The 24,611-nt window shown below is 70.7% G+C and carries 29 protein-coding genes, 1 tRNA gene and 1 pseudogene; 8 read left to right on the forward strand and 23 right to left on the reverse strand.

Annotated elements, in window-relative coordinates; genetic code table 11:
* Positions 1 to 214 precede the first annotated feature (214 nt).
* The 4 genes from KGS77_RS15500 to KGS77_RS15515 all read right to left on the reverse strand — a co-directional run bounded on the left by KGS77_RS15500 (position 215) and on the right by KGS77_RS15515 (position 2,895).
* Positions 215 to 1,045, reverse strand: coding sequence for an MBL fold metallo-hydrolase (locus KGS77_RS15500; protein WP_242581824.1), 831 nt, complete (start codon positions 1,043 to 1,045; stop codon positions 215 to 217).
* Positions 1,042 to 2,133, reverse strand: a complete 1,092-nt coding sequence (locus KGS77_RS15505) for an NUDIX hydrolase (RefSeq protein WP_242581826.1) — start codon at positions 2,131 to 2,133, stop codon at positions 1,042 to 1,044. Before KGS77_RS15505 ends, KGS77_RS15500 begins: the two co-directional genes overlap by 4 nt.
* Before the next feature lie 139 nt (positions 2,134 to 2,272).
* Positions 2,273 to 2,737 (reverse strand): RidA family protein, encoded by a 465-nt coding sequence (locus KGS77_RS15510; protein ID WP_242581828.1) that lies wholly within the window; start codon positions 2,735 to 2,737, stop codon positions 2,273 to 2,275.
* Entirely contained in the window at positions 2,734 to 2,895 is a 162-nt protein-coding gene (locus KGS77_RS15515; RefSeq protein ID WP_003981536.1) for a DUF4177 domain-containing protein, read from the reverse strand. Before KGS77_RS15515 ends, KGS77_RS15510 begins: the two co-directional genes overlap by 4 nt.
* 276 nt (positions 2,896 to 3,171) lie before the next feature.
* Between KGS77_RS15515 and KGS77_RS15520 the strand changes: the two genes are divergently transcribed.
* Both KGS77_RS15520 and KGS77_RS15525 read left to right on the forward strand, forming a co-directional pair.
* On the forward strand, positions 3,172 to 4,149 hold the full coding sequence (locus tag KGS77_RS15520) for an ArsA-related P-loop ATPase (protein ID WP_242581830.1): 978 nt from the start codon (positions 3,172 to 3,174) through the stop codon (positions 4,147 to 4,149).
* Complete coding sequence (locus KGS77_RS15525; RefSeq protein WP_242581832.1) at positions 4,146 to 5,741, forward strand: ArsA family ATPase; 1,596 nt, start codon at positions 4,146 to 4,148, stop codon at positions 5,739 to 5,741. The genes KGS77_RS15520 and KGS77_RS15525 overlap by 4 nt, the downstream gene beginning before the upstream one ends.
* 272 nt (positions 5,742 to 6,013) lie before the next feature.
* On the opposite strand, the gene KGS77_RS15530 is transcribed toward KGS77_RS15525, so the two are convergent.
* Positions 6,014 to 6,358, reverse strand: coding sequence for a WhiB family transcriptional regulator (locus KGS77_RS15530; RefSeq protein ID WP_242581834.1), 345 nt, complete (start codon positions 6,356 to 6,358; stop codon positions 6,014 to 6,016).
* A 384-nt stretch (positions 6,359 to 6,742) separates the two neighbouring features.
* On the opposite strand from KGS77_RS15530, the gene KGS77_RS15535 reads away from it, so the two are divergent.
* Positions 6,743 to 9,055, forward strand: coding sequence for a transglycosylase domain-containing protein (locus KGS77_RS15535; RefSeq protein ID WP_242581836.1), 2,313 nt, complete (start codon positions 6,743 to 6,745; stop codon positions 9,053 to 9,055).
* 119 nt (positions 9,056 to 9,174) lie between these two features.
* Here KGS77_RS15535 and KGS77_RS15540 read toward each other — a convergent pair whose 3' ends face one another.
* Positions 9,175 to 9,639 (reverse strand): GatB/YqeY domain-containing protein, encoded by a 465-nt coding sequence (locus KGS77_RS15540; RefSeq protein WP_242581839.1) that lies wholly within the window; start codon positions 9,637 to 9,639, stop codon positions 9,175 to 9,177.
* Positions 9,640 to 9,729: 90 nt separating this feature from the next.
* Between KGS77_RS15540 and KGS77_RS15545 the strand changes: the two genes are divergently transcribed.
* From KGS77_RS15545 to KGS77_RS15555, 4 genes and pseudogenes are all read left to right on the forward strand, one after another.
* Complete coding sequence (locus tag KGS77_RS15545; protein WP_242581841.1) at positions 9,730 to 10,668, forward strand: metallophosphoesterase; 939 nt, start codon at positions 9,730 to 9,732, stop codon at positions 10,666 to 10,668.
* 72 nt (positions 10,669 to 10,740) lie between these two features.
* On the forward strand, positions 10,741 to 10,872 hold the full coding sequence (locus KGS77_RS34630) for a hypothetical protein (protein WP_277994229.1): 132 nt from the start codon (positions 10,741 to 10,743) through the stop codon (positions 10,870 to 10,872).
* 23 nt (positions 10,873 to 10,895) lie between these two features.
* A pseudogene (locus KGS77_RS15550) lies at positions 10,896 to 11,518 on the forward strand (Pr6Pr family membrane protein).
* Between the two features lie 12 nt (positions 11,519 to 11,530).
* Positions 11,531 to 11,604, forward strand: a tRNA-Pro gene (locus KGS77_RS15555).
* A gap of 77 nt (positions 11,605 to 11,681) precedes the next feature.
* Here the strand turns inward: KGS77_RS15555 and KGS77_RS15560 are convergent.
* The 17 genes from KGS77_RS15560 to KGS77_RS15640 form a co-directional block, all read right to left on the reverse strand.
* On the reverse strand, positions 11,682 to 12,848 hold the full coding sequence (locus tag KGS77_RS15560; protein WP_242581843.1) for a site-specific integrase: 1,167 nt from the start codon (positions 12,846 to 12,848) through the stop codon (positions 11,682 to 11,684).
* The gene (locus KGS77_RS15565; protein ID WP_242581846.1) at positions 12,845 to 13,039 is read right to left on the reverse strand and encodes a helix-turn-helix domain-containing protein; all 195 of its coding nucleotides are present in this window, start codon (positions 13,037 to 13,039) and stop codon (positions 12,845 to 12,847) included. The genes KGS77_RS15560 and KGS77_RS15565 overlap by 4 nt, the downstream gene beginning before the upstream one ends.
* A 23-nt stretch (positions 13,040 to 13,062) precedes the next feature.
* Positions 13,063 to 14,229 carry an AAA family ATPase gene (locus KGS77_RS15570; RefSeq protein ID WP_242581854.1) on the reverse strand — a complete coding sequence of 389 codons (1,167 nt, stop codon included), beginning with the start codon at positions 14,227 to 14,229 and terminating at the stop codon, positions 13,063 to 13,065.
* On the reverse strand, positions 14,226 to 15,125 hold the full coding sequence (locus KGS77_RS15575) for a bifunctional DNA primase/polymerase (protein ID WP_242581857.1): 900 nt from the start codon (positions 15,123 to 15,125) through the stop codon (positions 14,226 to 14,228). The genes KGS77_RS15570 and KGS77_RS15575 overlap by 4 nt, the downstream gene beginning before the upstream one ends.
* A gap of 86 nt (positions 15,126 to 15,211) precedes the next feature.
* Entirely contained in the window at positions 15,212 to 15,691 is a 480-nt protein-coding gene (gene ssb, locus KGS77_RS15580; RefSeq protein WP_242581860.1) for a single-stranded DNA-binding protein, read from the reverse strand.
* Between the two features lie 5 nt (positions 15,692 to 15,696).
* Positions 15,697 to 15,882 carry a hypothetical protein gene (locus tag KGS77_RS15585; RefSeq protein ID WP_242581863.1) on the reverse strand — a complete coding sequence of 62 codons (186 nt, stop codon included), beginning with the start codon at positions 15,880 to 15,882 and terminating at the stop codon, positions 15,697 to 15,699.
* Positions 15,883 to 15,885: 3 nt separating this feature from the next.
* Positions 15,886 to 16,494 carry a hypothetical protein gene (locus KGS77_RS15590; RefSeq protein ID WP_242581867.1) on the reverse strand — a complete coding sequence of 203 codons (609 nt, stop codon included), beginning with the start codon at positions 16,492 to 16,494 and terminating at the stop codon, positions 15,886 to 15,888.
* Positions 16,495 to 16,505: 11 nt separating this feature from the next.
* Positions 16,506 to 16,694 (reverse strand): hypothetical protein, encoded by a 189-nt coding sequence (locus KGS77_RS15595; RefSeq protein WP_242581870.1) that lies wholly within the window; start codon positions 16,692 to 16,694, stop codon positions 16,506 to 16,508.
* Positions 16,695 to 16,728: 34 nt separating this feature from the next.
* Positions 16,729 to 16,980 carry a hypothetical protein gene (locus KGS77_RS15600; RefSeq protein ID WP_242581874.1) on the reverse strand — a complete coding sequence of 84 codons (252 nt, stop codon included), beginning with the start codon at positions 16,978 to 16,980 and terminating at the stop codon, positions 16,729 to 16,731.
* A gap of 142 nt (positions 16,981 to 17,122) precedes the next feature.
* Positions 17,123 to 19,330, reverse strand: coding sequence for a cell division protein FtsK (locus KGS77_RS15605; protein ID WP_242581878.1), 2,208 nt, complete (start codon positions 19,328 to 19,330; stop codon positions 17,123 to 17,125).
* A gap of 72 nt (positions 19,331 to 19,402) precedes the next feature.
* Complete coding sequence (locus KGS77_RS15610) at positions 19,403 to 19,738, reverse strand: hypothetical protein (RefSeq protein WP_242581888.1); 336 nt, start codon at positions 19,736 to 19,738, stop codon at positions 19,403 to 19,405.
* The gene (locus KGS77_RS15615; RefSeq protein WP_242581891.1) at positions 19,735 to 20,958 is read right to left on the reverse strand and encodes a DNA cytosine methyltransferase; all 1,224 of its coding nucleotides are present in this window, start codon (positions 20,956 to 20,958) and stop codon (positions 19,735 to 19,737) included. The genes KGS77_RS15610 and KGS77_RS15615 overlap by 4 nt, the downstream gene beginning before the upstream one ends.
* Positions 20,955 to 21,605 (reverse strand): GGDEF domain-containing protein, encoded by a 651-nt coding sequence (locus KGS77_RS15620; protein ID WP_242581894.1) that lies wholly within the window; start codon positions 21,603 to 21,605, stop codon positions 20,955 to 20,957. Before KGS77_RS15620 ends, KGS77_RS15615 begins: the two co-directional genes overlap by 4 nt.
* Positions 21,602 to 22,606 (reverse strand): DUF2637 domain-containing protein, encoded by a 1,005-nt coding sequence (locus tag KGS77_RS15625; RefSeq protein WP_242581897.1) that lies wholly within the window; start codon positions 22,604 to 22,606, stop codon positions 21,602 to 21,604. The genes KGS77_RS15620 and KGS77_RS15625 overlap by 4 nt, the downstream gene beginning before the upstream one ends.
* Positions 22,587 to 22,925, reverse strand: a complete 339-nt coding sequence (locus KGS77_RS15630; protein ID WP_242581900.1) for a hypothetical protein — start codon at positions 22,923 to 22,925, stop codon at positions 22,587 to 22,589. The genes KGS77_RS15625 and KGS77_RS15630 overlap by 20 nt, the downstream gene beginning before the upstream one ends.
* Positions 22,922 to 23,215, reverse strand: coding sequence for a hypothetical protein (locus KGS77_RS15635; protein WP_242581903.1), 294 nt, complete (start codon positions 23,213 to 23,215; stop codon positions 22,922 to 22,924). Before KGS77_RS15635 ends, KGS77_RS15630 begins: the two co-directional genes overlap by 4 nt.
* Before the next feature lie 169 nt (positions 23,216 to 23,384).
* Positions 23,385 to 23,810: an NUDIX hydrolase gene (locus KGS77_RS15640; protein ID WP_242581906.1), complete on the reverse strand. Its 426-nt coding sequence runs from the start codon at positions 23,808 to 23,810 to the stop codon at positions 23,385 to 23,387.
* 396 nt (positions 23,811 to 24,206) lie between these two features.
* On the opposite strand from KGS77_RS15640, the gene KGS77_RS15645 reads away from it, so the two are divergent.
* Positions 24,207 to 24,602: a winged helix-turn-helix domain-containing protein gene (locus KGS77_RS15645; protein ID WP_242581909.1), complete on the forward strand. Its 396-nt coding sequence runs from the start codon at positions 24,207 to 24,209 to the stop codon at positions 24,600 to 24,602.
* The last annotated feature ends 9 nt before the right edge of the window (positions 24,603 to 24,611 follow it).

Here is a 24,611-nt window from a genome sequence, read left to right on the forward strand (position 1 = left end):
GGTTAGCAGCCTTTCCGATTCGGAGATGGATGTGCTGCCGTGAGCCCTTCCACCGGGCGCCGCGCGGAACGCGGTTGACCAGAGTGGTGGCCCCATTGGGAGCACCGGGAGAAGCCGCCTGGCGTAACGGCCCCGGCCCCGGCCCCCGGCTCCTTGCCCTCTCCTCCGCAGGCCGACGGTCGCCGGCCGTGGCCTCCCCCGCCCCCACCCGCCTTCAGATCAGCCCGTGCTCGTGCAGGTAGTCGAGCTGGGCCCGTACGGAGAGTTCGGCGGCCGGCCACAACGAGCGGTCCACGTCCGCGTACACGCTCGCGACGACCTCCGACGGCGTACGGTGCCCCGCCTCGTACGCCGTCTCCACCTGGGCCAGCCGGTTCGCCCGGTGCGCCAGATAGAACTCGACCACGCCCTGCGCGTCGTTCAGTACGGGGCCGTGCCCCGGCAGGACCGTGGACACGCCGTCGTCGACCGTCAGCGACCGCAGCCGGCGCAGCGAGTCGAGGTAGTCGCCGAGACGGCCGTCCGGGTGCGCCACGACCGTCGTACCGCGTCCCAGGACCGTGTCGCCCGTCAGAACAGCGGCGTCGGCCGGCAGGTGGAAGGAGAGCGAGTCGGCGGTGTGCCCGGGAGTGGGTACGACGCGCAGCTCCAGGCCACCGGTGGTGATCACATCACCCGCCGCCAGCCCCTCGTCGCCCAGGCGCAGGGCCGGGTCCAGGGCCCGTACGGCCGTGCCCGTCAGCTCGGCGAAGCGCCCGGCGCCCTCGGCGTGGTCCGGATGTCCGTGCGTCAGGAGGGTCAGCGCGACGCGCTTGCCGGCCTCTTCCGCCGCCTCGATGACAGCCTTGAGGTGCGACTCGTCCAACGGCCCCGGGTCGATGACGACGGCGAGGTCGGAGTCCGGCTCGGCGACGATCCAGGTGTTCGTGCCGTCCAGCGTCATGGCGGAGGGATTCGGGGCGAGGACGCACCGGGCGCGGGCGGTGGCGGGCCCGGCGATGTCCCCGCCGCGGGGCTGCCCGGGGAGCGCGGCTGCGTACGTCATAGGGCGGGCCCTTCTGCGGGACGGGCCGGACGGGCCGAACCAGATGGACCGGAGCTGTCCGCGCCCCCGCTCGCCGGGGCGATGTGCTTGGTGAATTCGTCGTGTCCCGGCCAGCTCAGCTCGATCTCGCCGTCCTTGAGCACCGCGCGCGCCAGTACGGGCGTCAGGTCGCGTTCACCGGACGCGGCCAGGGCCTGGGCCGCGGTGGCGTACGGCTGAAGGCCGCGCAGCGTGGAGATCGTCGGCGGCATCATCAGCAGTTCCCCGCGGTCGTACCCCGCGGCGGCTTCGCCCGGGCGCATCCACACCGTACGGTCCGCCTCCGTGGACGCGTTGCGGGTGCGCTGCCCTTCCGGCAGCACGGCGACGAAGAACCAGGTGTCGTAGCGCCGCGGCTCGAACTCCGGGGTGATCCAGCGCGCCCAGGCGCCCAGCAGGTCGGAGCGCAGGACGAGGCCGCGCCGGGCCAGGAAGTCCGCGAAGGACAGCTCCCGCGCGACCAGGGCCGCGCGGTCCGCCTCCCAGTCCTCGCCCGTGGTGTCCGCCACGACCGAGTCGGCCGACGGGCCGGCGAGCAGCACCCCGGCCTCCTCGAAGGTCTCCCGTACCGCCGCACAGACGATGGCCTGCGCCGCCGCCTCCTGGGAGGGCGTGGCGGACGAGGCCGCCGGTTCCGCTCCGGCAGCCGGTGCGGCCGGGGTGTCACCGTACGGACCGGTCGGTGCAGCGCCGTACGGACCGGCCGAGGCTTCAGCGTACGGACCGGCCGGGGCATCGCCGTACGACTCATAGGGCGTCACGCCGAGACGGGCGGCCCACTGGGACAGCGACGGCCCGGCCCAGGCCACCGGCCGCTCGTCGCGCGGGTCGACGGCGCCGCCCGGATACGCGTACGCGCCCCCGGCGAAAGCCATGGAGGCGCGTCTGCGCAGCATATGGACGGCTGGACCACCGGCGTCGGTGTCCCGGAGGAGCAGAACGGTCGCGGCCCGGCGCGGCGCGGCGGGAGTCAGCTCCCCCTTCGTGAGCGCACGGATGCGGTCCGGCCATTCAGGCGGATACCACTGGCCATTGGTCGTCGACGACATGGCCGGATGCTATGCGTTCACGCGTGGATGTTCGAGAGGGCCCCTGCGCCACGGACCCGCTGGTCCAGCACGCCGCTGTTCGACTGCTCGGCTGCCCGGTAGCTCCGCTGCTCGGTAGCTCCGTTGCTCGGCCGCTCGGCTACTCCGCGACCTCGACCTGGATCTCGACCTCGACGGGCGCGTCGATCGGAAGCACCGCCACACCCACCGCGGAGCGCGCGTGCACGCCCTTGTCGCCCAGGATCTCGCCCAGCAGCTCGCTCGCGCCGTTGACGACACCCGGCTGACCGGTGAACTCCGGTGCGGAGGCGACGAACCCGACGACCTTCACGACCCGCTGGATCTTGTCCAGATCGCCGATCACGGACTTCACGGCGGCCAGCGCGTTCAGCGCGCAGGTCGCGGCCAGTTCCTTGGCCTGCTCAGGGCTGACCTCGGCACCGACCTTGCCGGTGGCGGGCAGCGTGCCGTCCACCATCGGGAGCTGGCCGGAGGTGAAGACGTACGCGCCGGAGCGCACGGCGGGCTGGTACGTGGCGAGCGGGGGCACGACCTCGGGGAGCTTCAGCCCGAGCGAGGTGATCTTGTCCTCGACGGCGCTCATGCCTGCTTCTCCCGCTTCAGGTAGGCCACGAGCTGCTCGGGGTTGTTCGGGCCGGGCACGACCTGGACCAGCTCCCAGCCGTCCTCGCCCCAGGTGTCCAGAATCTGCTTCGTCGCATGCACGAGCAGCGGCACGGTCACGTATTCCCACTTGGTCATGGAGCCGAGCGTAATGCCTGTCCCCACGCCTCGCGGACGGGGCCGTGCCGATGGACGCCCCGGCTGCCGTACGGGGCCGTGCCGATGGACGCCCCGCCTCCCGTGCAGGGTCTATCCACGAGCGCCGCCCCGTGCGCACCTCGCCCCGCCGCTCACCCCGCACCACGGCGTACGCTCCGGCGCATGCTCCCGTCGCGCCCCGGCGCATACCCCGGCGCACAAGCTGGCGGCCGGTCTCGTGCGTAGCCCCGGCGCGGACTGGTTAGGCTCCTTGGCGTGAGCAGGCTCCATGTCGTCAGCGGCAAGGGTGGCACCGGTAAGACCACGGTCGCCGCTGCCCTCGCCCTAGCCCTGGCCACCGAGGGACGCCGCACCCTCCTGGTCGAGGTCGAGGGCCGACAGGGCATTGCCCAAGTGTTCGAGACAGAGGCGCTTCCGTATGAGGAGCGCAAGATCGCCGTGGCGCCCGATGGCGGAGCGGTGCACGCACTGGCCATCGACGCCGAGCGCGCCCTGCTGGACTACCTCCAGATGTTCTACAAGCTGGGCGGCGCCGGACGGGCGCTGAAGAAGATCGGCGCGATCGACTTCGCGACGACCATCGCCCCCGGCCTGCGGGACGTCCTGCTGACGGGCAAGGCGTGCGAGGCGGTCCGCCGCAAGGACAGGCGCGGGCGGTTCGTGTACGACGCGGTGGTCATGGACGCCCCGCCGACCGGCCGCATCACCCGGTTCCTGAACGTCAACGACGAGGTCGCCGGACTGGCCAAGATCGGCCCCATCCACAACCAGGCGCAGGCCGTGATGCGCGTCCTGAAGTCTCCCGAAACCGCTGTGCACTTGGTCACGCTCCTGGAGGAGATGCCCGTCCAGGAGACGGCGGACGGCGTCCGGGAGCTGCGGGCGGCGGGGCTCCCGGTGGGCGGTGTCGTCATCAACATGACCCGCCCCACCGTGCTGGACGCCGGCGAGGTCGACATCGCCGCCAACGGGGCGCGTACCGGCATCGCCCAGGCCCTCTCCCGGGCCGGACTGGGCGGGGCACGCCGCGGCGGCCTGGCCGACCGCCTCATCGACCCGCTGCTGGAGCAGGCCCGTGAGCACGCCGAGCGGGTCGCGCTGGAGCGTGCCCAGCACGCGGAACTGTCACGGCTGGACCTGCCCACCTATGAGTTGGAGCTGCTCCCCGAGGGAGTGGACCTCGCCGGTCTGTACCGGCTGGCGAGGGACCTGCGGAAACAGGGACCCATATGACCGCGGACGGTTTGACCCCACCCGGCACGGACCACGGCACCACCCCGTACGCCGAGGGCCCGCAATCCGACGGCCCGCACACCGATACCTCGTACGCCAAGAGCCCGGCCACCCCGCACACCCCGGCCACCCCGCACGCTCCGGCCGCGCTGCACACCTCGGCCGCGCTGCTGGACGTCGACCCCCTCCTCGACGACCCGCGCACCCGCATCGTGGTGTGCTGCGGCGCGGGCGGCGTCGGCAAGACCACGACCGCCGCGGCCCTGGGCGTACGGGCCGCCGAGCGCGGTCGCAGGACCGTGGTGCTCACCATCGACCCGGCCCGTCGGCTGGCCCAGTCGATGGGCATCTCCGAACTGGACAACGTGCCGCGCCGGGTCAAGGGCATCGACGAGTCCGCGGGCGGCGAACTGCACGCGATGATGCTGGACATGAAGCGGACCTTCGACGAGATCGTCGAGAGCCACGCGGACGCGGAGCGCGCGCGGGCGATCCTGGAGAACCCCTTCTACCAGTCACTCTCGGCCGGTTTCGCCGGTACGCAGGAGTACATGGCCATGGAGAAGCTCGGCCAGCTCCGCTCGCGCGACGCCTGGGACCTGATCGTCGTCGACACCCCGCCCAGCCGCTCCGCGCTGGATTTCCTGGACGCGCCCAAGCGCCTGGGCTCCTTCCTGGACGGGAAGTTCATCCGCGTCCTGATGGCACCGGCGAAGGTCGGCGGCCGGGCCGGGATGAAGTTCCTCAATGTCGGCATGTCGATGATGACCGGTACGCTCAGCAAGCTGATGGGCGGCCAACTGCTGCGGGACGTCCAGACGTTCGCCGCCGCCATGGACACCATGTTCGGCGGCTTCCGCACCCGCGCGGACGCGACGTACCGGCTGCTCCAGGCGCCCGGCACCGCCTTTCTCGTCGTGGCCGCGCCGGAGCGGGACGCGCTGCGCGAGGCGGCGTACTTCGTGGAGCGGCTGGCCGCCGAGCGGATGCCGCTGGCCGGACTCGTACTGAACCGGGTGCACGGCAGCGGGGCCGCGCAGTTGAGCGCGGAGCGGGCGCTGGCCGCCGCGGAGGCTCTGACGGACCTGGCCGCCCAGCAGGACACCCGGGAGGACTCCCAGGCTCCCCGGGATGCCTGTGCGCCCCGGGACACCCAGGGCTCCCAGGGATCCGAGGGCGGGCCGGAGGACGGGCCGACGGCCGGACCGGGGGGAGCCGGCCCGGCGGTCAGTCCGTACGAAAATCTTGACGGGAGCGGCATTGTGGATCTCGGCGGCGGGAATGCTGGGTCTCGTACCGCCGATGGTTCCTCCCCCGCCACCGCGGCAGTGCCACCGTCAGACGCTTCCGACCCGCGCCCTTCGGCCGAGCAACTCGCCGCTGGGCTGCTGAGGCTGCACGCCGAACGTATGCAGGTCCTGGCGCGCGAGCGGCGCACCCGCGACCGCTTCACCGCACTCCATCCGGAGGTCCCGGTGGCGCAGGTCGCCGCGCTGTCCGGTGACGTCCACGACCTGGCCGGGCTACGGGAGATCGGCGAACGCCTCGCGGACCAGTCGCCCGAGCAGCCCGGCCTCGACGCGGCGACCTGACCAGGCGTCAAGGGCCGCACGGCAAACGCCACAAAGGCTGAACGTCAAAGTCTGGACGTCAAGGCTGGACGTCAAGGCTGGACGTCAAAAGCGCCAAAAGCCGAAGCCGACGCACGCCAAAGAGTCCGTCCGCCCGACGCCGAGCCGGTACCGCCGACACCGAGGGCGCGCTTGCCCGACGTCTCGCACACCTCGCGCGACGTCTCGCCCACCCCGCCCGGCACCCGACCTCGTACGCACGCGCGTACGAGGCCCCGGACCCGGGCCCGCCGTCAGCCGGCCGCGGCGTAGTTCTCGTAGGTCTCCTCGTCCTCACAGTCCACCGGCAATATGCCCGTACTGCGCTCGTACTCCGTACGCGCGGTTTCCAGCAGCCGGCGCCACGAGGTGACGGTCGGGCGACGACGCAGGAGTGCCCTGCGCTCGCGCTCGGTCATCCCGCCCCACACGCCGAACTCCACCCGGTTGTCCAGGGCGTCGGCCAGGCACTCCGTACGCACCGGGCAGCCGGTGCACACCGCCTTGGCGCGGTTCTGGGCCGCCCCTTGAACGAACAGTTCATCCGGATCGGTAGTGCGGCAGGCTGCCTGTGCACTCCAGTCGGTTACCCAGCTCATGCTGGCGCCGTCCTCTCCCGAATCGAGGCTCCCCCACGGCGGCAAACGGCATATTCACCGTTGCCAGTTGAGGACGTTACGGAAGGCAAGCAGGGCGCAACACCCCCTTCGGGCCCAATCTTGGATGGCCCGAACGGACTATGCGTACGCGGCAGATCACCCAACGGAGTGAGCGCAGGGCATACGTCTCTTTCCTGGCAGGTAGGGACAGTTCACCATGGCCATGCCGGGTTGGGGACGACACAAGCGGGCATTCCGCACAGGAGGCCCGTCCGAGGGAGGGGTTGACGGTGCCGGGGCGGAAGCTATCCGCTGTGACAGACGGGAACAGGGTAAGCGAACAGATGGACCCCTGTCCGGCGATTGAGAACGTAAGGTGCCCTCATGGGTAAGAAGCGCGACGGCGGGGGTCTGACCAAGACCCAGCAGGCCGCTAAATTCCTGGGCGTCAGCGTATTGGCGGGAGCCGTGCTGGCGGGCCTGGCCCTCCCCGCCGCCGGCGCCCTCGGCCTCGCGGCCAAGGGGTCGGTCGAGGGCTTCGACGAGATCCCGGCCAACCTCAAGACACCGCCGCTCAGCCAGCGGACGACGATCCTGGACGCGCACGGCGGCGAGATCGCCAAGGTCTACTCCCGCGACCGCACGGTGGTCGGCCTGGACGACATGTCCCCGTACATCCGTAAGGCGATCGTCGCGATCGAGGACGCCCGCTTCTATGAGCACGGCGCGATCGACCTGAAGGGCATCCTCCGCGCCCTCAACAAGAACGCCCGTTCCGGCGGCGTCTCCGAGGGTGCCTCGACCCTGACGCAGCAGTACGTGAAGAACGTCTTCATCGAGGAGGCCGGTGATGACCCGACCAAGGTCGCGCAGGCCACCCAGCAGACCATCGGCCGCAAGGTCAGGGAACTGAAGTACGCCATCCAGGTCGAGCAGGAGCTGGGCAAGCGCAAGATCCTGCAGAACTACCTCAACATCACCTTCTTCGGGCAGCAGGCGTACGGCGTCGAGGCCGCCTCCCAGCGGTACTTCAGCAAGCACGCCAAGGACCTGACCCTGGAGGAGTCCGCGCTGCTGGCCGGCATCGTCCAGTCACCGAGCCGGTACGACCCGGTCAACGACCCCAAAGAGGCGATGCGGCGCCGCAACACCGTCCTGCGGCGGATGGCCGAGCTGAAGGCCGTCCCCCGCGCCCAGGCGGACGCGGCGGCGAAGAAGCCGATCACGCTGCACGTCAGCCGCCCCAAGAACGGCTGCATCACCGCCGGCTCGGGCGCCGGCTTCTTCTGCGACTACGTACGCGAGGTCTTCCTCAACGACCCGGCCTTCGGCAAGACCCGCAAGGCCCGCGCCAAGCGCTGGAACCAGGGCGGGCTGACGATCCGTACGACACTGGACCCCAAGGCGCAGCGGTCGGTCCAGGCGGCGCTGAGCGAGCGCGTGTACGGAACCGACCCGGTGGCGGGCGCGGCGACCATCGTCGAGCCGGGCAGCGGCAAGATCCTGGCCATGGGGCAGTCGCGGTCCTACGGCTTCGGGCCGAACCAGACCCAGATGAACCTGTCGGTGGACCAGCGGATGGGCGGCGGCGTCGGCTACCAGCCCGGGTCGACCTTCAAGCCGATCATCGCGGCGGCGGCCCTGGAGCAGGGCACGAGCCCGTACCAGAGCTATTCGTCCCCGTACAAGATGCCCTACCCGAGCCCGGTGGACACCTGCACCGGGGAGTGGCACCGGCGCCGCAACGACTACGTCCGGAACGAGAACACCTCGGAGGTCGGCCCGTACGGCATGAAGGAGGCGACCGCCAAGTCGGTCAACACCTACTTCGTGCAGCTCATCAGCGACATCGGCATCTGCCCGGTCAGCAAGATGGCCGCCGCGATGGGCGTGCAGCGGGCCAACGGCACGAAGCTGGAGCAGAGCCCCGCCATCGCGCTCGGCTCGGCCGAGATGTCCCCGCTGACCATGGCGAACGCGTACGCCACCTTCGCCAACGGCGGCATGTACTGCACCCCGGTCGCCATCGAGTCGATCACCACCGCCGCGGGCAAGTCCCTCCCGGTCCCCCGGTCCACCTGCCACCGTGCGATGTCCCAGAAGACGGCCCGGACGATCAACGCGCTGCTCAAGGGCGTGGTCGAGGACGGTACGGGCAAGGAGGCCGGGCTCAGCGGCCGGGACAGCGCCGGCAAGACCGGCACCAGCGACAGCCGCCTCGCCGCCTGGTTCGTGGGCTACACCCCGAACATGGCGGGCGCGGTCTGGGTCGGTGACCCGGCACACCGGCGCAAGATGTTCGACATCAGCATCGGGGGCCGCTACCACGCCAAGGTGTACGGGGCCGACACCCCGGGCCCGATCTGGCGCGAGGCGATGACGGGCGCGCTGGCCGACAAGCCCGCGCCGTCGCTGCCCGTCGTGCCGGTCGGCGCTCCTGATGACGGCAGGAACGGCGACAAGGGGAAGGGGCACGGCCACGGGAACGGCGGGGGCGGCAACGGCGGCGGCAACGGCAACGGAGGCGCCGGGAACGGGGGCGGCGGCAACGGCGGCGGTGGCGGGAACGGCGGGTGGCACTGGCCCGGCGGCGGTCACGGTGACGACAAGCCGGGCAACGGCAACGGTGGAGGCAATGGCGGCTGGGACTTCCCGGACTTTCCCGACATCCTCGGAGGCGCCTACGGAGGCTGGTGACGGATCCCGGTAACGGGTGACGAGCACAGCCTCGGCCCCACAAACACCCGAAAACCACAAAAGGGGCGCCCCGCACTCGGGAGCGCCCCTTTCCTTACCTTCCCGCCTTCCCGGCGGCGTCAGCCCGCGAGCAGCTTCTTCACCATCGCGGACACCCGTCCGCCGTCGGCCCGGCCCGCCACCTTCGGGTTCACGATCTTCATGACCGCACCCATGGCGCGCGGCCCCTCGGCGCCGCCCTCCTTGGCCTGTGCCACGGCCTCGGCCACCAGGCCCTCCAGCTCCTCGTCCGTGAGCGGCTTGGGCAGGTAGTCGGCGAGCACCTCGCCCTCCGCACGCTCGCGCTCGGCCTGATCGGCCCGGCCGCCCTTCTCGAACGCCTCGGCGGCCTCGCGGCGCTTCTTGGCCTCCCGCGCGATGATCTTCTGGACCTCGCCGTCCGACAGCTCGCGCGCCTCGGTGCCCGCGACCTCTTCCTTCTGGATGGCGGTCAGGGTGAGGCGGAGGGTGGAGGAGCGCAGCTCGTCGCGCGACTTGATCGCGGTGGTGAGGTCGTCCTTGAGCTTGGCCTTGAGCGTGGTCATGAGATCGAGTATGCCCCTACCCACCGACAATCGCCGCGCGATTTCCTGCCGGTGAACAGCGCCGGTGACCTCTCTGCCACGATGGGAACCATGCGCGCGCGATACGGAGTCCCCCTGTCCATCACCGCGGTCGGCGCGGCCGGCCTCGCCTACGCCGCCGGCTTCGAGCCCCGGTTCTTCAGACTGCGACGGGTCACCGTGCCCGTACTGCCGCCCGGCATGCGGCCGTTGCGCGTGCTGCAGGTCTCCGACATCCACATGGTCAGCGGCCAGCACAAGAAGCGCCGCTGGCTCCAGTCCCTGGCCGGCCTGCGCCCGGACTTCGTCATCAACACGGGCGACAACCTCTCGGACCCCGAGGGAGTCCCGGAAGTCCTGGACGCGCTGGGTCCGCTGATGGAGTTCCCCGGCGCGTACGTCTTCGGCTCCAACGACTACTACGGACCGAGGCTGCGCAATCCCGCCCGCTACCTGATCGAAAAGGTCCAGGGCCGCCACGGCCTGAACGGAAACCCGCCCGTCGTCGGCGCCATCCACAACCCGTGGGAAGACCTGCGCGACGCCTTCGACACGGCCGGCTGGATCGGCCTGTCGAACACCCGCGGCCGGCTGAAGCTGGACGGCTCCGCGGGCGGCGTGGAGATCGCCCTGACCGGCCTGGACGACCCGCACATCAAGCGCGACCGCTACGCCCAGGTCGCCGGCGGCCCGGAATCCGGCGCCGACCTCTCCCTGGCCGTCGTCCACGCGCCCTACCTGCGGACCCTGGACGCCTTCACCACCGACGGCTACCCGCTGATACTGGCCGGCCACACCCATGGCGGCCAGTTGTGCATCCCCTTCTACGGGGCCCTGGTCACCAACTGCGACATCGACACCGACCGGGTCAAGGGCCTGTCCACCCATACCGCGGGCGGCCGTACCTCCTTCCTCCACGTCTCCGCCGGCTGCGGCGCCAACCGCTACACCCCCGTCCGCTTCGCCTGTCCCCCCGAAGCCACCCTCCTAACCCTCACCCCCACCCCCTAACTCCCCCTTCCCCCTCCCCACCCTTCTCCCCTCCCTCCCTTCCCCCTCCCCCCACACCATTAGCGTGGGGGGATGTTCGATCCCACCCGCTCCTCGCAGTCCACCCACTACGCCACCGGCCCGGCCGACGCCTCCGCCCACACCCCGGCAGCCGCGGTCGTCCCCCGGTGCGCCGCCCCCTGGCCGCCCTCATACGCCTGCTGATATCCGCGGCGGCCGTCGCGGGCGTGGCACTGGACATCGCCCAGTCCGACGACCTGCCCCGCCTCTTCAGCTACTTCACCGTCCAGTCGAACATCGCCGTAGCGATCTGCTTCGCCTGGTCCGCCGTCCGCGCCTGGACCGCCCGCCCGCCGGTCTCCCCCCGGATCACCGGCGCCGTCGTCCTGTTCATCGCCATCACCGGCCTCGTCTACCACTTCGTCCTGGCCAACAAGTCCAGCGGCTTCACCATGACCGGCGCCGACGAGCAGACCGGCCTGCGCGCGGTCTCCAACCACCTCCTGCACACCGTCACCCCATCGGCGCCGCCCTGGACTGGCTCCTGCTCACCACCCCCCGCGGTTTCCGCTGGTCCTACGCCTGGCAGTGGCTGGCCTACCCCCTGCTCTACCTCCCCTTCGCCCTGGTCCGCGGCGCCCTGATCACCCCCGGCACCGAAGGCCGCTACCCCTACCCCTTCCTGGACGTCGACCTCCACGGCTACGCAGGCGTCCTGGCCAACGCCGTGATCTTCGGCCTCGCCTTCTACGCCCTGGCCCTGGCAGCCGTCACGATCGACCAGCTCAGGCCCCACCTCCGCCGCCCCGATAACCGGATTTCGCCTACGGGGATCGGTCCGCTAAAGTAGAGCTCGTTGCTTCGGGGTGTGGCGCAGCTTGGCAGCGCGCTTCGTTCGGGACGAAGAGGTCGTGGGTTCAAATCCCGCCACCCCGACTGAGAAGTAGCAGGTCAGGCCCGGTGCTGAGAGATCAGCGCCGGGCCTGATTCGTTGTGAGTGACTAACTGCGTGACTACCGCTTCGGAAGGGCGCCGAAGATGCCGTCCATGGCGGTCGCTCCGGTCTGGATCACAGGGCGGATCTGCTTCCGGTAGACCTCTTCGGTGACGGCCGTACTGGAGTGGCCGACCAACCGGGAGATCTCCTCAAGCGGGATCCCCCTGTCCGACAGGATCGAGACGAAGCTCTGCCGGAGTTCCCGCGGCGTCCACTCCTCTGGGACGATCCCGTCGACACCCTTGATGGCTCGACGGAACTCGCGACGCACGTTCGCTGAGTCCAGCTCCGTGCCCACGGCCGAGGTGAAGACCAGACCGTTCTCCTGCCACTTGTCGCCTGCCGCGAGCCGCATCCACCCCTGCCGCTCCCACTGGATCCTGAGCGCGTCGATGGCTCGGCCGGGCAGCGCGAGCGTCCGCCGAGACTTCCGCGTCTTCGTGTCGTCGGACGCTCGGATCGAGCGCCATACCGCGATGTGCGGCGGGATTTCAGGGCGCGCGTCCGGATCGCCGTCGAGGTCGACATGATCCCACCGCAAGGGGCGGATCTCCTCTGTACGGCCACCCGTGAGCAGCGACACGACGATGTACGCGTACAGCGGGGAGTCTGCGGCAGCGGTCAGCACGCCTTCCGCCTGTGTCACGGTCAGGGACTTCGAGGGACGTCCAGGCTGGCCGGTGGGGACCGAGCACAGTTCGACGACGTTGCGCTTCACCTTGTCCCGCGCCATGGCCCGCTTCACCGCGCGGTTCAGGCACGAGCGGATCCCTTCCAGGGTGCGGGTGCTCAGCGTCTGCGCCTTGTCGGCGAGCCACTTGTCCACGTCGTCGGCGCTGAGATCGCGGAGCTTCCTCGCCCCCAGGGCAGGGATGACGTGGTTGTTGCACAGGATCGTGTTGGTCGTGACCGTCTGAGGGTCCCGGCCGGCGAGCCCGTACGCGAGCCAGTCCGTCACCGCGTCCTTGACCGTGTAGCCGGTGGGCGCGATGGCGAGACCGTCCTCATAGTCCCGCAGCACCTCTTTCAGCTTGTCCTTGGCTGCCGTCTTGGTCTTGCCACTGGCCCGCTTCACGATCCGCTTGCCGCTCGGGTCGAAGCCGAGACTGGCCGTAGCGATCCAGCGTTGACGCTTGTCGTCCCAGTGAAGGCCGCCGTCTCCCCTACTGCGGCGCTTGGTCACTTCTGCTCTCCTGCCTCGCGCTCCAACAGCGCGATGTACTCGTTGATGGCGGATGCGGGGATGCGCCGGGCGCGTCCCTCGTTGACCGTGCGGAGACGGCCCGTACGGATCAGGTCGTAGATCACGGTTCGGCTCATGCTCAGGACGCGCATCGCGTCGGAGATTCGATAGAGCAGAGGCTCTGTCGGCATGGCCCGTTCCGGTGCGGCGAGGGTCACGGCTTCCTCCTGAGCTGTTGAGCTGAGCTACGGGAGTCGGACAGGTGGGACAGTTCCGCTCCGGGCTGTCCCACCTCTTCTCGCAGGTCATCGGGTGTACTGGGACAGTCGGACACCTGGGACACCCCCGGTGTGCCCTCGGTCCGGGTCTCGGTGTCCGGGTAGTAGCGGCCGGTGCCGTCCTTGGTGAGCTGTCCGTCCGCGGCCATGCGCGAGCAGGTGCGGCGGACGTTTTCGGCATCGAGCTGCGGCAGCGCGGCGGCGATGTCCTTGGGCCGGGCGCCAGGGTGGGCCCGGACGCGGCGCAGGATCGCGGCGCGGGTGTCGCCGATGGTGTGGTCGGTTACCGGGCCATCGAGCATCTGCCAGGCACCGGATGCAGCTTGGAACCGAAGCGCGTACTCGGCTTCGTCGACGTCGCGTCCGGTGACGTGCAGGATGCCGTCTGCCTGCCCGCGCGCCCGCTTGAGCACGAGCGTGGCGTCTGCGGCTCCGGCGATGCCGTTGGTACCGGACACCTCCGTCAGGAAGTCGTCCGAGCCTGCCTTGCGGACGTGGTGGACGAGCACCACGGCGATGCCGTAGTGGTCGGCGATCCGCTTGGCGTAGCCGACAGCCACGTAATCCGCGTCGTAGGCGGACACGCCCTGCGGGGCGGCGCCGCGCATCTTGGCGAACACGTCGATGACGACCATGCGGGCGTCCGGGTTGCGGTCCAGCCATCCGGCGATGGCGTCGCTGCCGCCCTGGGGAAAGGGCGGGCATTCGGTGACCAGGGTCAGCCCGGCCGGGGCCGCCTGCCCTCCCAGCATCTTGCCCATGCGGGTCTGGAGACGGCGCGGGGTGTCCTCCAAAGCGAGGTAGAGCACCGGGCCGCCGTCGACAGGCAGCGAGTCGAACGCATGGCCCCCGGAAGCGACCGCGAGCGCCAGACCGAGGGAAAGCCACGACTTGCCCACCTTGGGCGGTCCGGCGAGCAGGTTCACACCCTCGGCGAGGATGCCGGGAATGGCCCACTTCGGCTCCGGGAAGTCCGCAGCCATGAGCTGATCCGCGGTCCATGCGGTGCGCGGGCGCTCCCGCTTCGGCAACTCTCGCGGAGTTGCCTCGGGGTCGCTGGGCACGGAGTACAGGTGCAGCGGGGGAATCGGGTTGGTGCTCATGCTGCGACCTGCCGGGGGCGGTTGGCTCCGGCGCGCAGGCCAGAGGCGATGGTGCGGCGCGCTTCGCGCTCGCCCTGGCCGACGCTGAGCGCTGCCTCGGTGAGCTTCTCGGTCACCTCGTACGCGTCCAGCTCTCCCCCGGCGACCAACTGACCGAGGGCGACGGAGGCGATGTAGAGCGCGTTGTTGTGCTGGTGGGCAGCCGAGCCGGTGACGCGCGCCAACTCGCCGTTGACCGCGGCGTTCAGGAACCTGCCGCGCCGGTCGCGGGCCGTGAGTGGGACCGTGACCGGCCTCTGCGGGGGCAGAGGCGCCGGGCGCAGCAGCTCAGCGAGCCAGCCGGGCAACGGGGCCACGGGGGCGTTGTGAGCCACCGTGTACGCCTCTCCGGCGAAGGTGCTGCCCGCACCGACCACGAGCCCGCCGACAGCGCGGGTGTCGACCTTCCAGCCCAGCCCGCGCGCGCTGTCCCCGGCGGTGTTGCGCAGCGGCTCGCCCTCGGGTGCGGCGAAGTACAGGTGCGTGCCGCCGCTCCAGGTGCGGACCGTGTACGTGTCGGCGGGGAAGGGCTGGCGGTGGCGCTCGCAGAGCAGGGCGAGCACGTCGACGCCGTCGGTGACGCCGGGGGCGGCCCATTCGGCCGGCGGGGTGTCGTCCGGGCCTTTGGGGGTGTCGAGGTCGACGACGATGAGCCCGGAGGGGCCGGTGGCGATGCCGACGTTGTAGGGGGCGTGCGTCCAGCACCGGGTGATGCGCTCTTGGTCGGTGGTGGCGCGGGTCTCCCAGTCGCGGATGGCGGGGCGCTTGGCGCCGGGGATGAGGGGGAAGACGTGCCAGCCGCGCGACGCGGCGTCCAGCGCCGCGGTGAGCTGGGCAGGGCCGTCCAGGTGAGGCATGCTGGAGGTTCTCCTGTTCTGTCGAAGGGACAAGGGAGCCGGGGCGGGCGCGGTCTTGTGGTGAGAGGCGCCCGCTCCGGGCGTGTCTAGAACGGGGGTTCGTCGCTGAACCCCGAACCGGAGCCCTTAGCGGCTCCGGCCGTGGTGGGGGCGGCGGTGCTCCACGCGTCGGTGGCCGGACCGGATGCGGCGCCATTGCGCTGGACGCGTTCGACCTTGGCCGTGGCGAAGCGCAGCGAGGGGCCGATGTCGTCGACTTCCAGCGCGAGCATGGAACGGTTCTCGCCCTGCTCGTTCTGCCAGTTGTGCTGACGCAGGCGGCCGGTGACGACCACGCGCATGACCTTGGTCAGGCTCTCGGCGACGTGGTTGGCCAGGTCGCGCCAGGCGGTGCAGCGCAGGAACATCGCGGTGCCGTCGCGCCACTGGCCGGTGGCCTTGTCGTAGGTGCGCGGGGTGGAGGCGACGGAGAACCGGGCGATGGCGTCGCCCCCGGTGGTGAAGCGCAGTTCGGGGTCAGCGGCGAGGTTGCCGACGATGGTGATGGGGGTCTCTCCCACGGACATATGGATCACTCGCTTTCGGTGTGGGTGGGGTTGGTGCCGATGCTGCGGTGGTCGGCCGTGAAGTACAGCCGGATGCGCTTGCCGTCGCGGGTCGGGTACTGGCGTGCCGGGCTGGTGGCGAACGCGGCGGCCAGAGCGGTGCCGACGCGGTCGGCGTCGTCCGGCGTGCAGATGACGCGGATCTCGAACACGGCTCAGTGCTCCTTGCTCGTGTCGAGGGCGGGCAGTTCGGGCAGTCCCGCGCGCTCCAAGGCAGCCGGGTCGAAGCCGGGCAGCGCGGCGCGGGTGACGAGCGCCTGCGCGAGCTGTTCGGCGTAGGCGGCGCCGGTGCGGGCCACCTCGATCTGTGTCGTGCCGCGGATGGTCTCGACGCGCTCGATGTGGGCGTGTTCCTCGCGCCGGTCGCTCACGTGCCGCTCGTAGGCGACGCGCTCGCGCCGGTCGGTGCGCCAGTAGCGCGCGGCGAGCCCGTAGGCGACGGCGGTGGCCAGCGCCCACAGCAGCAGCGGCAGCGGCCACCCGTCGGCGTATCCGGCGACCCCCGCGAGGGCGAGCCCGCCGGAGGCGGCGAACGCGGTCCCGGCAAGCACGGGGCCGCCGCTGCGGCCAACGCTCGCGCACGCGCCGGCCGCAGCGGCGGCCAGAGACAGTGCGGTCATGAGCACGGCGTTGCCGACGGAGTGTTCGGCGCCGTTGGCGTTCCAGATCCGGGCCAGCGCGAGCACGGTCGTGGTGGCGAGCGCGGGCGCGGCCTTCGGTGCAGCGACGGCGAGCCAGTGCCGGGCGACGATGGGTTCGTTCACGGCCCTACTCCTCACAGGCCCGGGAGCGCGTTGACGACGGCGCTCATGAGCTGGTTGACGGTGTCGGCGGCGCCGGTGGAGGCGAGGTAGAAGCCGAACATCACGGCCACGAATGCGCTGCCGGGGCCGAGGGTCTTGGAGCGCAGCAGCATGAAGAGCACGAAGCCGAAGAACAGGGCGAGGGAGATGGTCACGGCCATGCCGCAACCTCCTTTCGGCGAGGCGGGGTTGGGATCAGCGGGTGCCTGCGCGGTAGGTGCGGGCGGCGCGGTTGTAGAGCCAGCGGCCGACGCGTATCCGCTTGCCGTGGCCCTTGCAGCGGCGGCACGTCTTGCCGCGCTTGGGCCGTCCCTTGCGGTCGGTGGTCATGGCGAAGCCGAAGCCGTTGCACTTGCGGCAGTTGCCGAACGGGCTCGCCGCACACACCGAGGCGTAACCGAACGTGACGAACAGCAGGAGTGCGATAGCGAGCAGGGTCGGGGTCACGAGAGCCCTCCCAGGGCCGGTTTCAGGGGGTTCCGCAGGTGGGGGGCCTATCGCCTAGTGTGCTGATCAGGCCCCGTATGGGGCGCTAGCGGGACCTCTAGCGCTAGAGGGTTGAACCCCTAGCGCTAGAGGCTCATCGGCGTCAGCCCGCGTCCCGGTTTCGGTCACGCTCCGCAATCGCCGTGACGATGTGGGCGCGCTCGAAGCCGGTCCGGTTGACGGTCTTGCCGTTGATCCGCCGAGCCACCTGCCCCGTGGTCACGCCGTACGGCTTGAGCGCGGTGGTGAGCTGCCGCGCCTTGTCCGCCGGGGCCATCTCGCCCCACGGCCCGTACTTCTCCGGCCGCAGCTCGGCGAGCCGGTCGACGGTGACGTCGTTCCACGGCTTGGCCTCATCCGCCGGGACGACGGCGAGGATGTCCTCAAGCAGCGGATCCGTGGCTTCACGCCGCTCCGGCGTCTCGCCTGCGGCGATGCCGCGCAACGTGCCCGCGTCGATACGCGCCTTGCGGGCGCGCGCGCAGATGGCGTCCGCGGCCGGGTTGTCGAGGTAGTAGCCGCGCACGATCTGCGGATCGTCGGCGGCACCGACGAGGTAGCCGATGCCCTTGTCGGACTTGGTGAACGAGGTGGCGCGGATGCCGTTGCGGTACATCGACGTGCCAAGGATCATGTCGTTCTCGATCTGGCCCATGACCCGCAGGCAGAACCGGGTGCCCACGTTCGCGCTGATCGCGGGCGGGAGCGAGTCCTTGTCCGGGCGCTGCGTGGCCAGCAACAGGATCACCCCCAGCGCCCGGCCGCGCTTGATGATGGCCGTGCACAGGGAGCCCGCTTCCTTGCCGTACTTGTCGTGGCTGAACAGCTCCTGGCACTCGTCAATGGCGAGCACGAGCGGGTGCAGACCCAGGGAGCGGTTCGCGGCCAGGGACGGGATGACCTTGTTCTCCGGGCACTTGTCCTTGGGCAGGGAGCTGATCACCTTCGCCCGCCGCTCCAGGTCCCTGTAGACGTAGCGGATTGAATCCAGCGTGGCCGCGCACGTGTCGTCGTCCGGGCCGGAGCCGTAGTCGGCCGCCACCTTCTTCAGCGGGTCCAGGTCGCCGGTGCCCTTCAGCTCCCAGATCAGCAGCTCAGCCGTCACGTCCAGCGCCGCGGCGAGCAGCGGCGTGCGCAGGCTGAACGTCTTGCCCATGCCGGGCATGGCGCCGATCAGGACGTTGTCGTACATCAGCGTCAGGTCGACGTTCCGGCCGCGCTGGTCGGTGCCGAACGGTAGCGGCTTGAATAGCGACGCAGCGCCCGACTTCGCGAGCGGCCACGGCGGGGCGGGCACCTTGTTCAGCGCACGGTCGCCGACCCACAGCATCATGCGGCCGGCGTGCTCATCGGCGACCGGCTCGGGCCACACGCAGCCCAGCGGGCGGCGCAGGCCGGAGGCGAGCTTTTCGCGCCGGTCGAGGATGTCCGGCACGGTCACGCCGTAGGGCAGGTCGACATCCGCGCGCCAGCCGGGGCCGTCTCGGGTGATCGGGGCAGGGAACTTGATGCCCTCCCCGCCCTTGCCGAGCGCCTTGTTGATCTCGGCAATACCGAGCGCACCCAGGGCACGTTCCACGATGCCGCTCGTCAACCGCTCGACTTCGGTCGTGACGACCGCGCGGGAGATGACGGGCTTGTCGGACGGCGCACCCAGGAAGCCGAACCCGGCCGTCAGCAGCGCCAGCGCCATGACCTCCAGCCAGGCCGGGGCCAGCACGAACAGCACGATGGCCAACACCGGACCGAGGATCAGACCGAGCAGCATCACGATGCCGCGCAGCTTGACCCGGTTGTCACGCTGCCGCGACAGCTTCAGGTACTCCTCGACGTTCTCGCGCCGCGCGGCGACCTGCCGCAGCGGCTCGCCCTCGGTGTCGGCGACCCAGCGCATCGCGCCGCCGACGAACTTCGCGACCCCGGCCGGGGCCTGGAAGGCGAGCCGGAGCGAGTACCAGGGCAGCCGCACCGCATGGAAGGCGGTGGTGTGCCAGACATAGCCCCCGAGCCAGCCGAGCGCGGTGACGAACTCCGGCTTGGACTTCGCCCAGACCGGGAACACCTCCCGCCGCTGACCCGACCGGAGCCGGTCCATCAGGCCCGGACCGGCCGGGACCGGACCGTCGACCAGCACGGTCGACCGGTCGTTGGTGTCGTCATCGATCGAGTCGGCCGACCGGTCGACCCTCGGGTCGGCCGACTCACCGCGCGCCGATCGAGCCTTGTTGAGGTCGACTACCTCGGCGCCGGAGTCGGCCGCCATCTCCGCTTCGAGTCGGTTGAAGAGTTCGTTGTCGTCGGGGTGGTTCACTGAGATTCCTTCCACAGGGAGGGATGACGGGGCCCGGCCGCTGTCTTGGCGGGCAAGGCCGGGCCCCGTCGGCTACAGGTCAAACAGGCCGCACTGTTCCTCGGGCGCCGCGGGCAGCCGCTTGCGGGCGAGCCGGGCGGCGACGCCGTGGCAGTCGGAGCACCAGGCGCGCAGCGCGCTCGCCGGGAGTCGTGCGGCTTCGACGTCGGTGGCGAGCGGGTCGGCGTGTGCGGCCATCAGCCGGATTCGGCGCCCGTACTTGCTGGTGTAGTGGTCATGCTCGTGCGGGCACCGGCCGTCACCCTTGGTGTGGGGGTTGCCGCACTCGCCGCTGCACTGGCAGCGGTAGCCGGCCGCCTCCATCACGGCGGTGAAGACGGCGGCGCCGACGATGGGCTGAGACTTCATGCCGCGGCCCTCCCCCACGCGTCCGGCTCGTATCGGCTGAGCAGGATGCGCAGGGCGGCGACGGCCTGCGGCCAGACCACCCCGTTGCCGAGCGCCTTGAGCTGAGCGGTGCGCGACAGGCCGGGCACGGCGGTCACGTGGCCGTCGTCAAGGGCCATCAGCCATTCGACGAACGGCGGGTTCAATCGTCCCAGAGCGTCAGTTGGCCCGGGAGCGGGTCGGCCGATGACCGTTTCCCACCTGCGGATCGCGGGCTCATACTCACCCCAATCCGGTGCGCTGTCGACGGCAGCGTCAGGTCCCCTTTGCTGCCGCGCTGGTTCGGTCCGCCCTTGGTCCCGTCCGTCGCCCTGTGCGTCGGCAGGAGCATCGTTGCGTCCGTCAGTGTCCTGCCGTGCCCGCTGGCGTACGGCGACCCGTCCGCCCGATGGTTCCGGGTCCCGTTCGAGTCGGCCACGGTCGGCGTCGGCAGCAGCGATCCCACCTCGGCGGCCAGGCTCTTGCCGTGTGTCCCGGCTTCCTGCGAGGGACTGCGTTTGGTCTGCCGGTTCTCGCTCGCCGACGCGCGCGGAGTGGGCAGCAGGGCGACCCTTGCCCTCAGCGTGTCGTTGCGGTTTCCGTCCGGCCTGCCCGCTCCGGTCGCCTCCGAGGTTGACGGCGTGGGCAGCAGGGAGACCGTGGCCGGAAGTCCGTCCGGGTAGCCCTTGCCCTTGGCGTCCCTCGCCCTCGGGGTCGGCAAGGCGGGCGAGGACGAACAACCGCTTGCGCTGGTGTGCGCCTCCGACGTCCGACGCGCGAACAGTGCACCACTCCGCATCGAACCCGAGGCCGGCAAGGTCGGCGAGCACGGCGTCGAATCCGAGAGAAAGGTGCCCTGCGACGTTCTCAAAGAACGCGTAGCGGGGTCGTAGAACGCCAAGGGCGCGGGCGATGTACGGCCAGATGTGCCGGGCATCCTTGGTTCCCTTCCGCTTGCCCGCAGTGCTGAACGGCTGGCATGGATAGCCGCCGGTGAGGATGTCGACCGGCTCAACGTCGTACCAGTCGAAGGCGGTGATGTCCCCGAGGTTGGGCGCCGCGGGGCAGTGGTGGGCGAGGATGCGCGCGGCGCCAGGATCGTTGTCCGCCACCCACGCCAACTCGCCTCCCAACACGGCCTGTACAGCAATGTCCAAGCCGCCGTATCCGGTGCACACCGAGCCGATCCGCGGGGCGTTCATGCCGCCACCCCCACCACGGGCGCATCGGTGCGGGCGCCGGTCCGGCCGGCGCGGCGTCCGGTGACGGTGGCGAACAGCCAGCCAAGCCCGGCGCGGCGGGTTCCGGCGCGAGCCTGTTTGGCCGCGTACATCGCCTCATCCGCCCTGCGCAGCAGACCGGACAGGTCGTCGGCGGGGAAGTCGGCAGCGCGCACCCAGCCGAGTGAGACCGTGGTGTGTACGGCCGGGTTCTGGCCGTCGACCGGCCGGGCGAGCACGCCGTGCAGGACGGCGAGCAGGTCCCCGGCGGTGCCGTGGTCGTCGATGAGGACGGCGGCGAACTCATCGCCCCCGAGTCGTCCGGCGACCCCGGTACGGCCGACGTGGTGGGCGAGCCGGTCGGCGGTCGCCTTCAACAGCGCATCCCCGGCCGCATGCCCATAGGTGTCGTTGACGTGCTTGAACCTGTCGACGTCGGCCAGCACCACAACCGAACGCGGGTCCTTCAGCAGGGCCGTGGCGCGGCGGGTGAAGCCGTCGCGGGTGCGTAACCCGGTAAGCGGGTCGCGCCGGGCGGTGTTCAGGCAGCCTCGCAGCCACCACACATGGACGGCCCACCCCGCAGCGAGGGGCAGCGCGGACAGCAGGACACTGGCCAGGCTGTTCACGCGGCCACCCCCTCGGCGCCGTCGCCGGACGCGTCGTCGTCGGGAGCATCCACGGGGCGCAGGGCGCGTCCGTCGGCCCGTTCGGCGAGCAGGGCGTCACGCACCTGCCGGGCGGGGCCGGAACCGCAGTGCAGTTCCTTGCGCAGCGCCTCGGCGTTGATCTGGCTGTCCTTCCAGTCGGCCGTGATCGTGCGCGCCTCGGCGAGCAGTTCGGCCGTCGTGCGCTGCGCCGCCTTGGCCTTGCCCTTGACGGGCCGCTTGCGCGGCGGCTTGGTCGCCTCGTGCTTCGGCTCCTCCGGGGCCTGCGGCGGCTCCGGGGCAGCGGGTACGTCGGCGCCGGCGGGGGCGAGTTCGCCCATGCGCAGCATCACGCGCTCACGCCGCGGGGTCCTCCAGCGCCAGGCGATGACGCCGTACCGCTCGTGCAGGTCCGCGCGGACCAACAGGCGCTCACGCTCGCAGGCGAGGGCGTCGGTGTAGGAGGTGACCTCCCACAGCGTCATGCGCCGCCACAGCGCGAACGTGGACAGCGGAGCCAGCAGCCAGCGCGACCACCGGATCTTGTCCATGCGGCGGCCGGTGACGGCACCGATCCGGACGGCGTAGATGTGCGCGCCGATCTCGGAGAACACCACCCACAGCAGCGGCATCGTGCCGTGCGCCACCTTCGCGGACAGGACGTGCCCGGCCGCCACGTTCAGCCAGCACGTGACCAGGGTCAGCACCCAGGGCACGAACCGCACCCACGCCAACGCCATGTCCAGCCGGATCAACAGCAGGTTACCCAGGGTGAACACCGGGATGGCGATGTCGATCGCGATGGGCAGGATGTGCGGGTTGCTGAAGCCCCACCGGGCCGCGGCCAGTGAGACGGCGTCGAATGACGAGTACAACCCCAGGGCACCGACCGCAGCGGCGGCGAGCGCGCCGACTCCGGCCAGGCCCATTTCCGGCTTGGTCAGCGGCGGCACGGCCGGACGCTCAATGGTCTGCGTCGTCATCCCGCACCCCCTGCGTCGCAGGCACGTCGGTGTAGCCGTGCAGGTGCACCTTCGCGCCCGCGTAGTCGGCCGTCACCTTCAGCACGCGCGTGATGCCGTCGCCCTGCACTCCGTGCGTCACCTTCTCCGGCGGCACGGCCAGGGCCTCCCGCCATGCCTCGAACGCGTCCAGACCCTCGTGGAACCGCAGGGTCAGCCAGTCGGGGTAGATACGGGTCAGGTCGACGTCCGGGGCGGGCAAGTACCCAAAGTCGGCAGCCAGCAGCCGCAGTACCCGCAGCGGCGTGGACAGGCCGTCCAGCGTGAGCAGCTCGCTCATGCCGCCGCTCCCTTCCGGGAGGGCCGACGGCGCCGGGCCGGGCGGGTCAGCGGGACCACGTTGAACAGTTCCGGGGCGTGCGCCTCGATCACCTCGGCGGCGATGCGGGCCACGTCGTCCGGGAGCTCCGGGTTGTCGGCGAGGATGTCGCGCGCCGCGTCCTTGCGGGCGGCACGCTCTTCCTCGGTCTCCCCCTCCTCCCCGAGCCACAGCCCAACCGGAGTACCGAGAGCCAGTTCGATGAAGTCGTCGATGGAGACGGCCTGATGACCGCCGATATAGGCACGCATGCAGCGCTCCTGATGTCGAAGGGGTAAGGCGTGCCGGGCGGTCGTGGCCTGGTGGTGAGAGGCGACCGTCCGGGTTGTGCAACCCCCTGCCACTGTTACGGCGAGGGTGGTGCCCCGGCCGGGAGTCGAACCCGGCCTTGCGACCATCGGGGCGGTTAGGTGCGGCGTCTCAGGAGGTTGGCTCCACAGCCGCGTCGATGATGTCGGCGTGGTCGAACGCGAGCGGCGGCAGGTCACTGAGGGGCCACCACTGGGCGTTGGTCGCGTCATCGCCAGCGTCGATGATCGTTCCGGGGATGACGGCCAGGTGGTAGGCAACGGTGACGTACCTGCCGCGCGGGTCGCGGTCGGGCTGGTCGAACGTGCCGATCTGGTGCAGCTCTTCCGGTGCTGCGTGCACGCCGGCCTCTTCGGCGAGTTCGCGGGCGGCGGCGGCGCGGCTCGTCTCGCCGGGGTCGACGTGCCCGCCGGGCAGCGCCCACTGGCCCTTGAACGGGTCCCAGCCACGTTCGATCAGCAGAACGTACCCGTCGGCCGTGGTGACGACGACGTCGGCGGCGTAGCGGATGGTCTCGAAGGTCTCGGTGTAAGTCATACCTGCTCCTGATCAGTTGTGAGGAAGCGGGTCGTCCTTGGATCGCGCTTTATGTGAAGGGACAGGGCGGCCGTGGTCATGAAGTGGCGAGAGACGGCCGCCCTCAGCGCCCCGGCCAGGAGTCAAACCCGGCCTGTGACCACCAGGGCGATTGCGCTGTTCAGCACACGGATCAGAGCCCGCGTGCGCCGCCTACTTGGCCGAGGAGAGGCGGCATGATCCCCATTGAATTGTCAAAGGTCAGACACTCCCGACGGGCGCGGCAACCCCCGGAGGGGCTCCCGTTTTCACGGGACCCGTCGGCGCGTGACTACAGATTGACCTAGGTCAATCTCACTGTCAAGGGGGTTCGGGCGAAGAGCAGAGATTGACCTAGGTCCGGCTACTCTCGAACTCATGGAGCAGAGCCCAGAAGCGCCCAAGCAGACGCCCACAGCCAAGGAGATCGCTGCGGAGTTCCGCAAGAAGATCACGGGCCCCAACCGCGAGTACGGCCCGGGAGACCGGCTCCCTGCGGCTCGTAAGCTCGCCAAAGACCTTGGCGTGCAGCTCATGACCGTGCAGAGCGCATACGGCCAGCTCCGCGACGAGGGATTGGTTCTCACCCAACAAGGCCGCGGGACGTTCGTCCGTGACCCCTCGATGCCGCTCGGCACCGAGCCGGGCAGTAGCCCTGCCTTCGCCGCACTGGCCGCAGAACTCAGCTCGATTCATGACGCTCTTCGTCTGCTCGGTGAGCGACTGGACCGCCTTGAGCAGCTTGTCGGCGACGGGACTCCACCCTCGCCGTGAGTTCGTCCG

Source organism: Streptomyces sp. MST-110588 (genome assembly GCF_022695595.1).
Lineage (GTDB): Bacteria > Actinomycetota > Actinomycetes > Streptomycetales > Streptomycetaceae > Streptomyces.

Coding starts and splice junctions, on each gene's coding strand:
- KGS77_RS15630 (WP_242581900.1), bottom strand. CDS start 22,925: ATGAGCGAGCTGCTCACGCTGGACGGCCTGTCCACGCCGCTGCGGGTA.
- KGS77_RS15615 (WP_242581891.1), bottom strand. CDS start 20,958: ATGAACGCCCCGCGGATCGGCTCGGTGTGCACCGGATACGGCGGCTTG.
- KGS77_RS15510 (WP_242581828.1), bottom strand. CDS start 2,737: ATGAGCGCCGTCGAGGACAAGATCACCTCGCTCGGGCTGAAGCTCCCC.
- KGS77_RS15645 (WP_242581909.1), top strand. CDS start 24,207: ATGGAGCAGAGCCCAGAAGCGCCCAAGCAGACGCCCACAGCCAAGGAG.
- KGS77_RS15575 (WP_242581857.1), bottom strand. CDS start 15,125: ATGCCTCACCTGGACGGCCCTGCCCAGCTCACCGCGGCGCTGGACGCC.
- KGS77_RS15595 (WP_242581870.1), bottom strand. CDS start 16,694: ATGGCCGTGACCATCTCCCTCGCCCTGTTCTTCGGCTTCGTGCTCTTC.
- KGS77_RS15540 (WP_242581839.1), bottom strand. CDS start 9,639: ATGACCACGCTCAAGGCCAAGCTCAAGGACGACCTCACCACCGCGATC.
- KGS77_RS15640 (WP_242581906.1), bottom strand. CDS start 23,810: ATGACTTACACCGAGACCTTCGAGACCATCCGCTACGCCGCCGACGTC.
- KGS77_RS15505 (WP_242581826.1), bottom strand. CDS start 2,133: ATGTCGTCGACGACCAATGGCCAGTGGTATCCGCCTGAATGGCCGGAC.
- KGS77_RS15545 (WP_242581841.1), top strand. CDS start 9,730: ATGCGCGCGCGATACGGAGTCCCCCTGTCCATCACCGCGGTCGGCGCG.
- KGS77_RS15525 (WP_242581832.1), top strand. CDS start 4,146: ATGACCGCGGACGGTTTGACCCCACCCGGCACGGACCACGGCACCACC.
- KGS77_RS15530 (WP_242581834.1), bottom strand. CDS start 6,358: ATGAGCTGGGTAACCGACTGGAGTGCACAGGCAGCCTGCCGCACTACC.
- KGS77_RS15635 (WP_242581903.1), bottom strand. CDS start 23,215: ATGCGTGCCTATATCGGCGGTCATCAGGCCGTCTCCATCGACGACTTC.
- KGS77_RS15570 (WP_242581854.1), bottom strand. CDS start 14,229: ATGAGCACCAACCCGATTCCCCCGCTGCACCTGTACTCCGTGCCCAGC.
- KGS77_RS34630 (WP_277994229.1), top strand. CDS start 10,741: ATGTTCGATCCCACCCGCTCCTCGCAGTCCACCCACTACGCCACCGGC.
- KGS77_RS15610 (WP_242581888.1), bottom strand. CDS start 19,738: ATGAAGTCTCAGCCCATCGTCGGCGCCGCCGTCTTCACCGCCGTGATG.
- KGS77_RS15515 (WP_003981536.1), bottom strand. CDS start 2,895: ATGACCAAGTGGGAATACGTGACCGTGCCGCTGCTCGTGCATGCGACG.
- ssb (WP_242581860.1), bottom strand. CDS start 15,691: ATGTCCGTGGGAGAGACCCCCATCACCATCGTCGGCAACCTCGCCGCT.
- KGS77_RS15565 (WP_242581846.1), bottom strand. CDS start 13,039: ATGCCGACAGAGCCTCTGCTCTATCGAATCTCCGACGCGATGCGCGTC.
- KGS77_RS15535 (WP_242581836.1), top strand. CDS start 6,743: ATGGGTAAGAAGCGCGACGGCGGGGGTCTGACCAAGACCCAGCAGGCC.
- KGS77_RS15500 (WP_242581824.1), bottom strand. CDS start 1,045: ATGACGTACGCAGCCGCGCTCCCCGGGCAGCCCCGCGGCGGGGACATC.
- KGS77_RS15625 (WP_242581897.1), bottom strand. CDS start 22,606: ATGACGACGCAGACCATTGAGCGTCCGGCCGTGCCGCCGCTGACCAAG.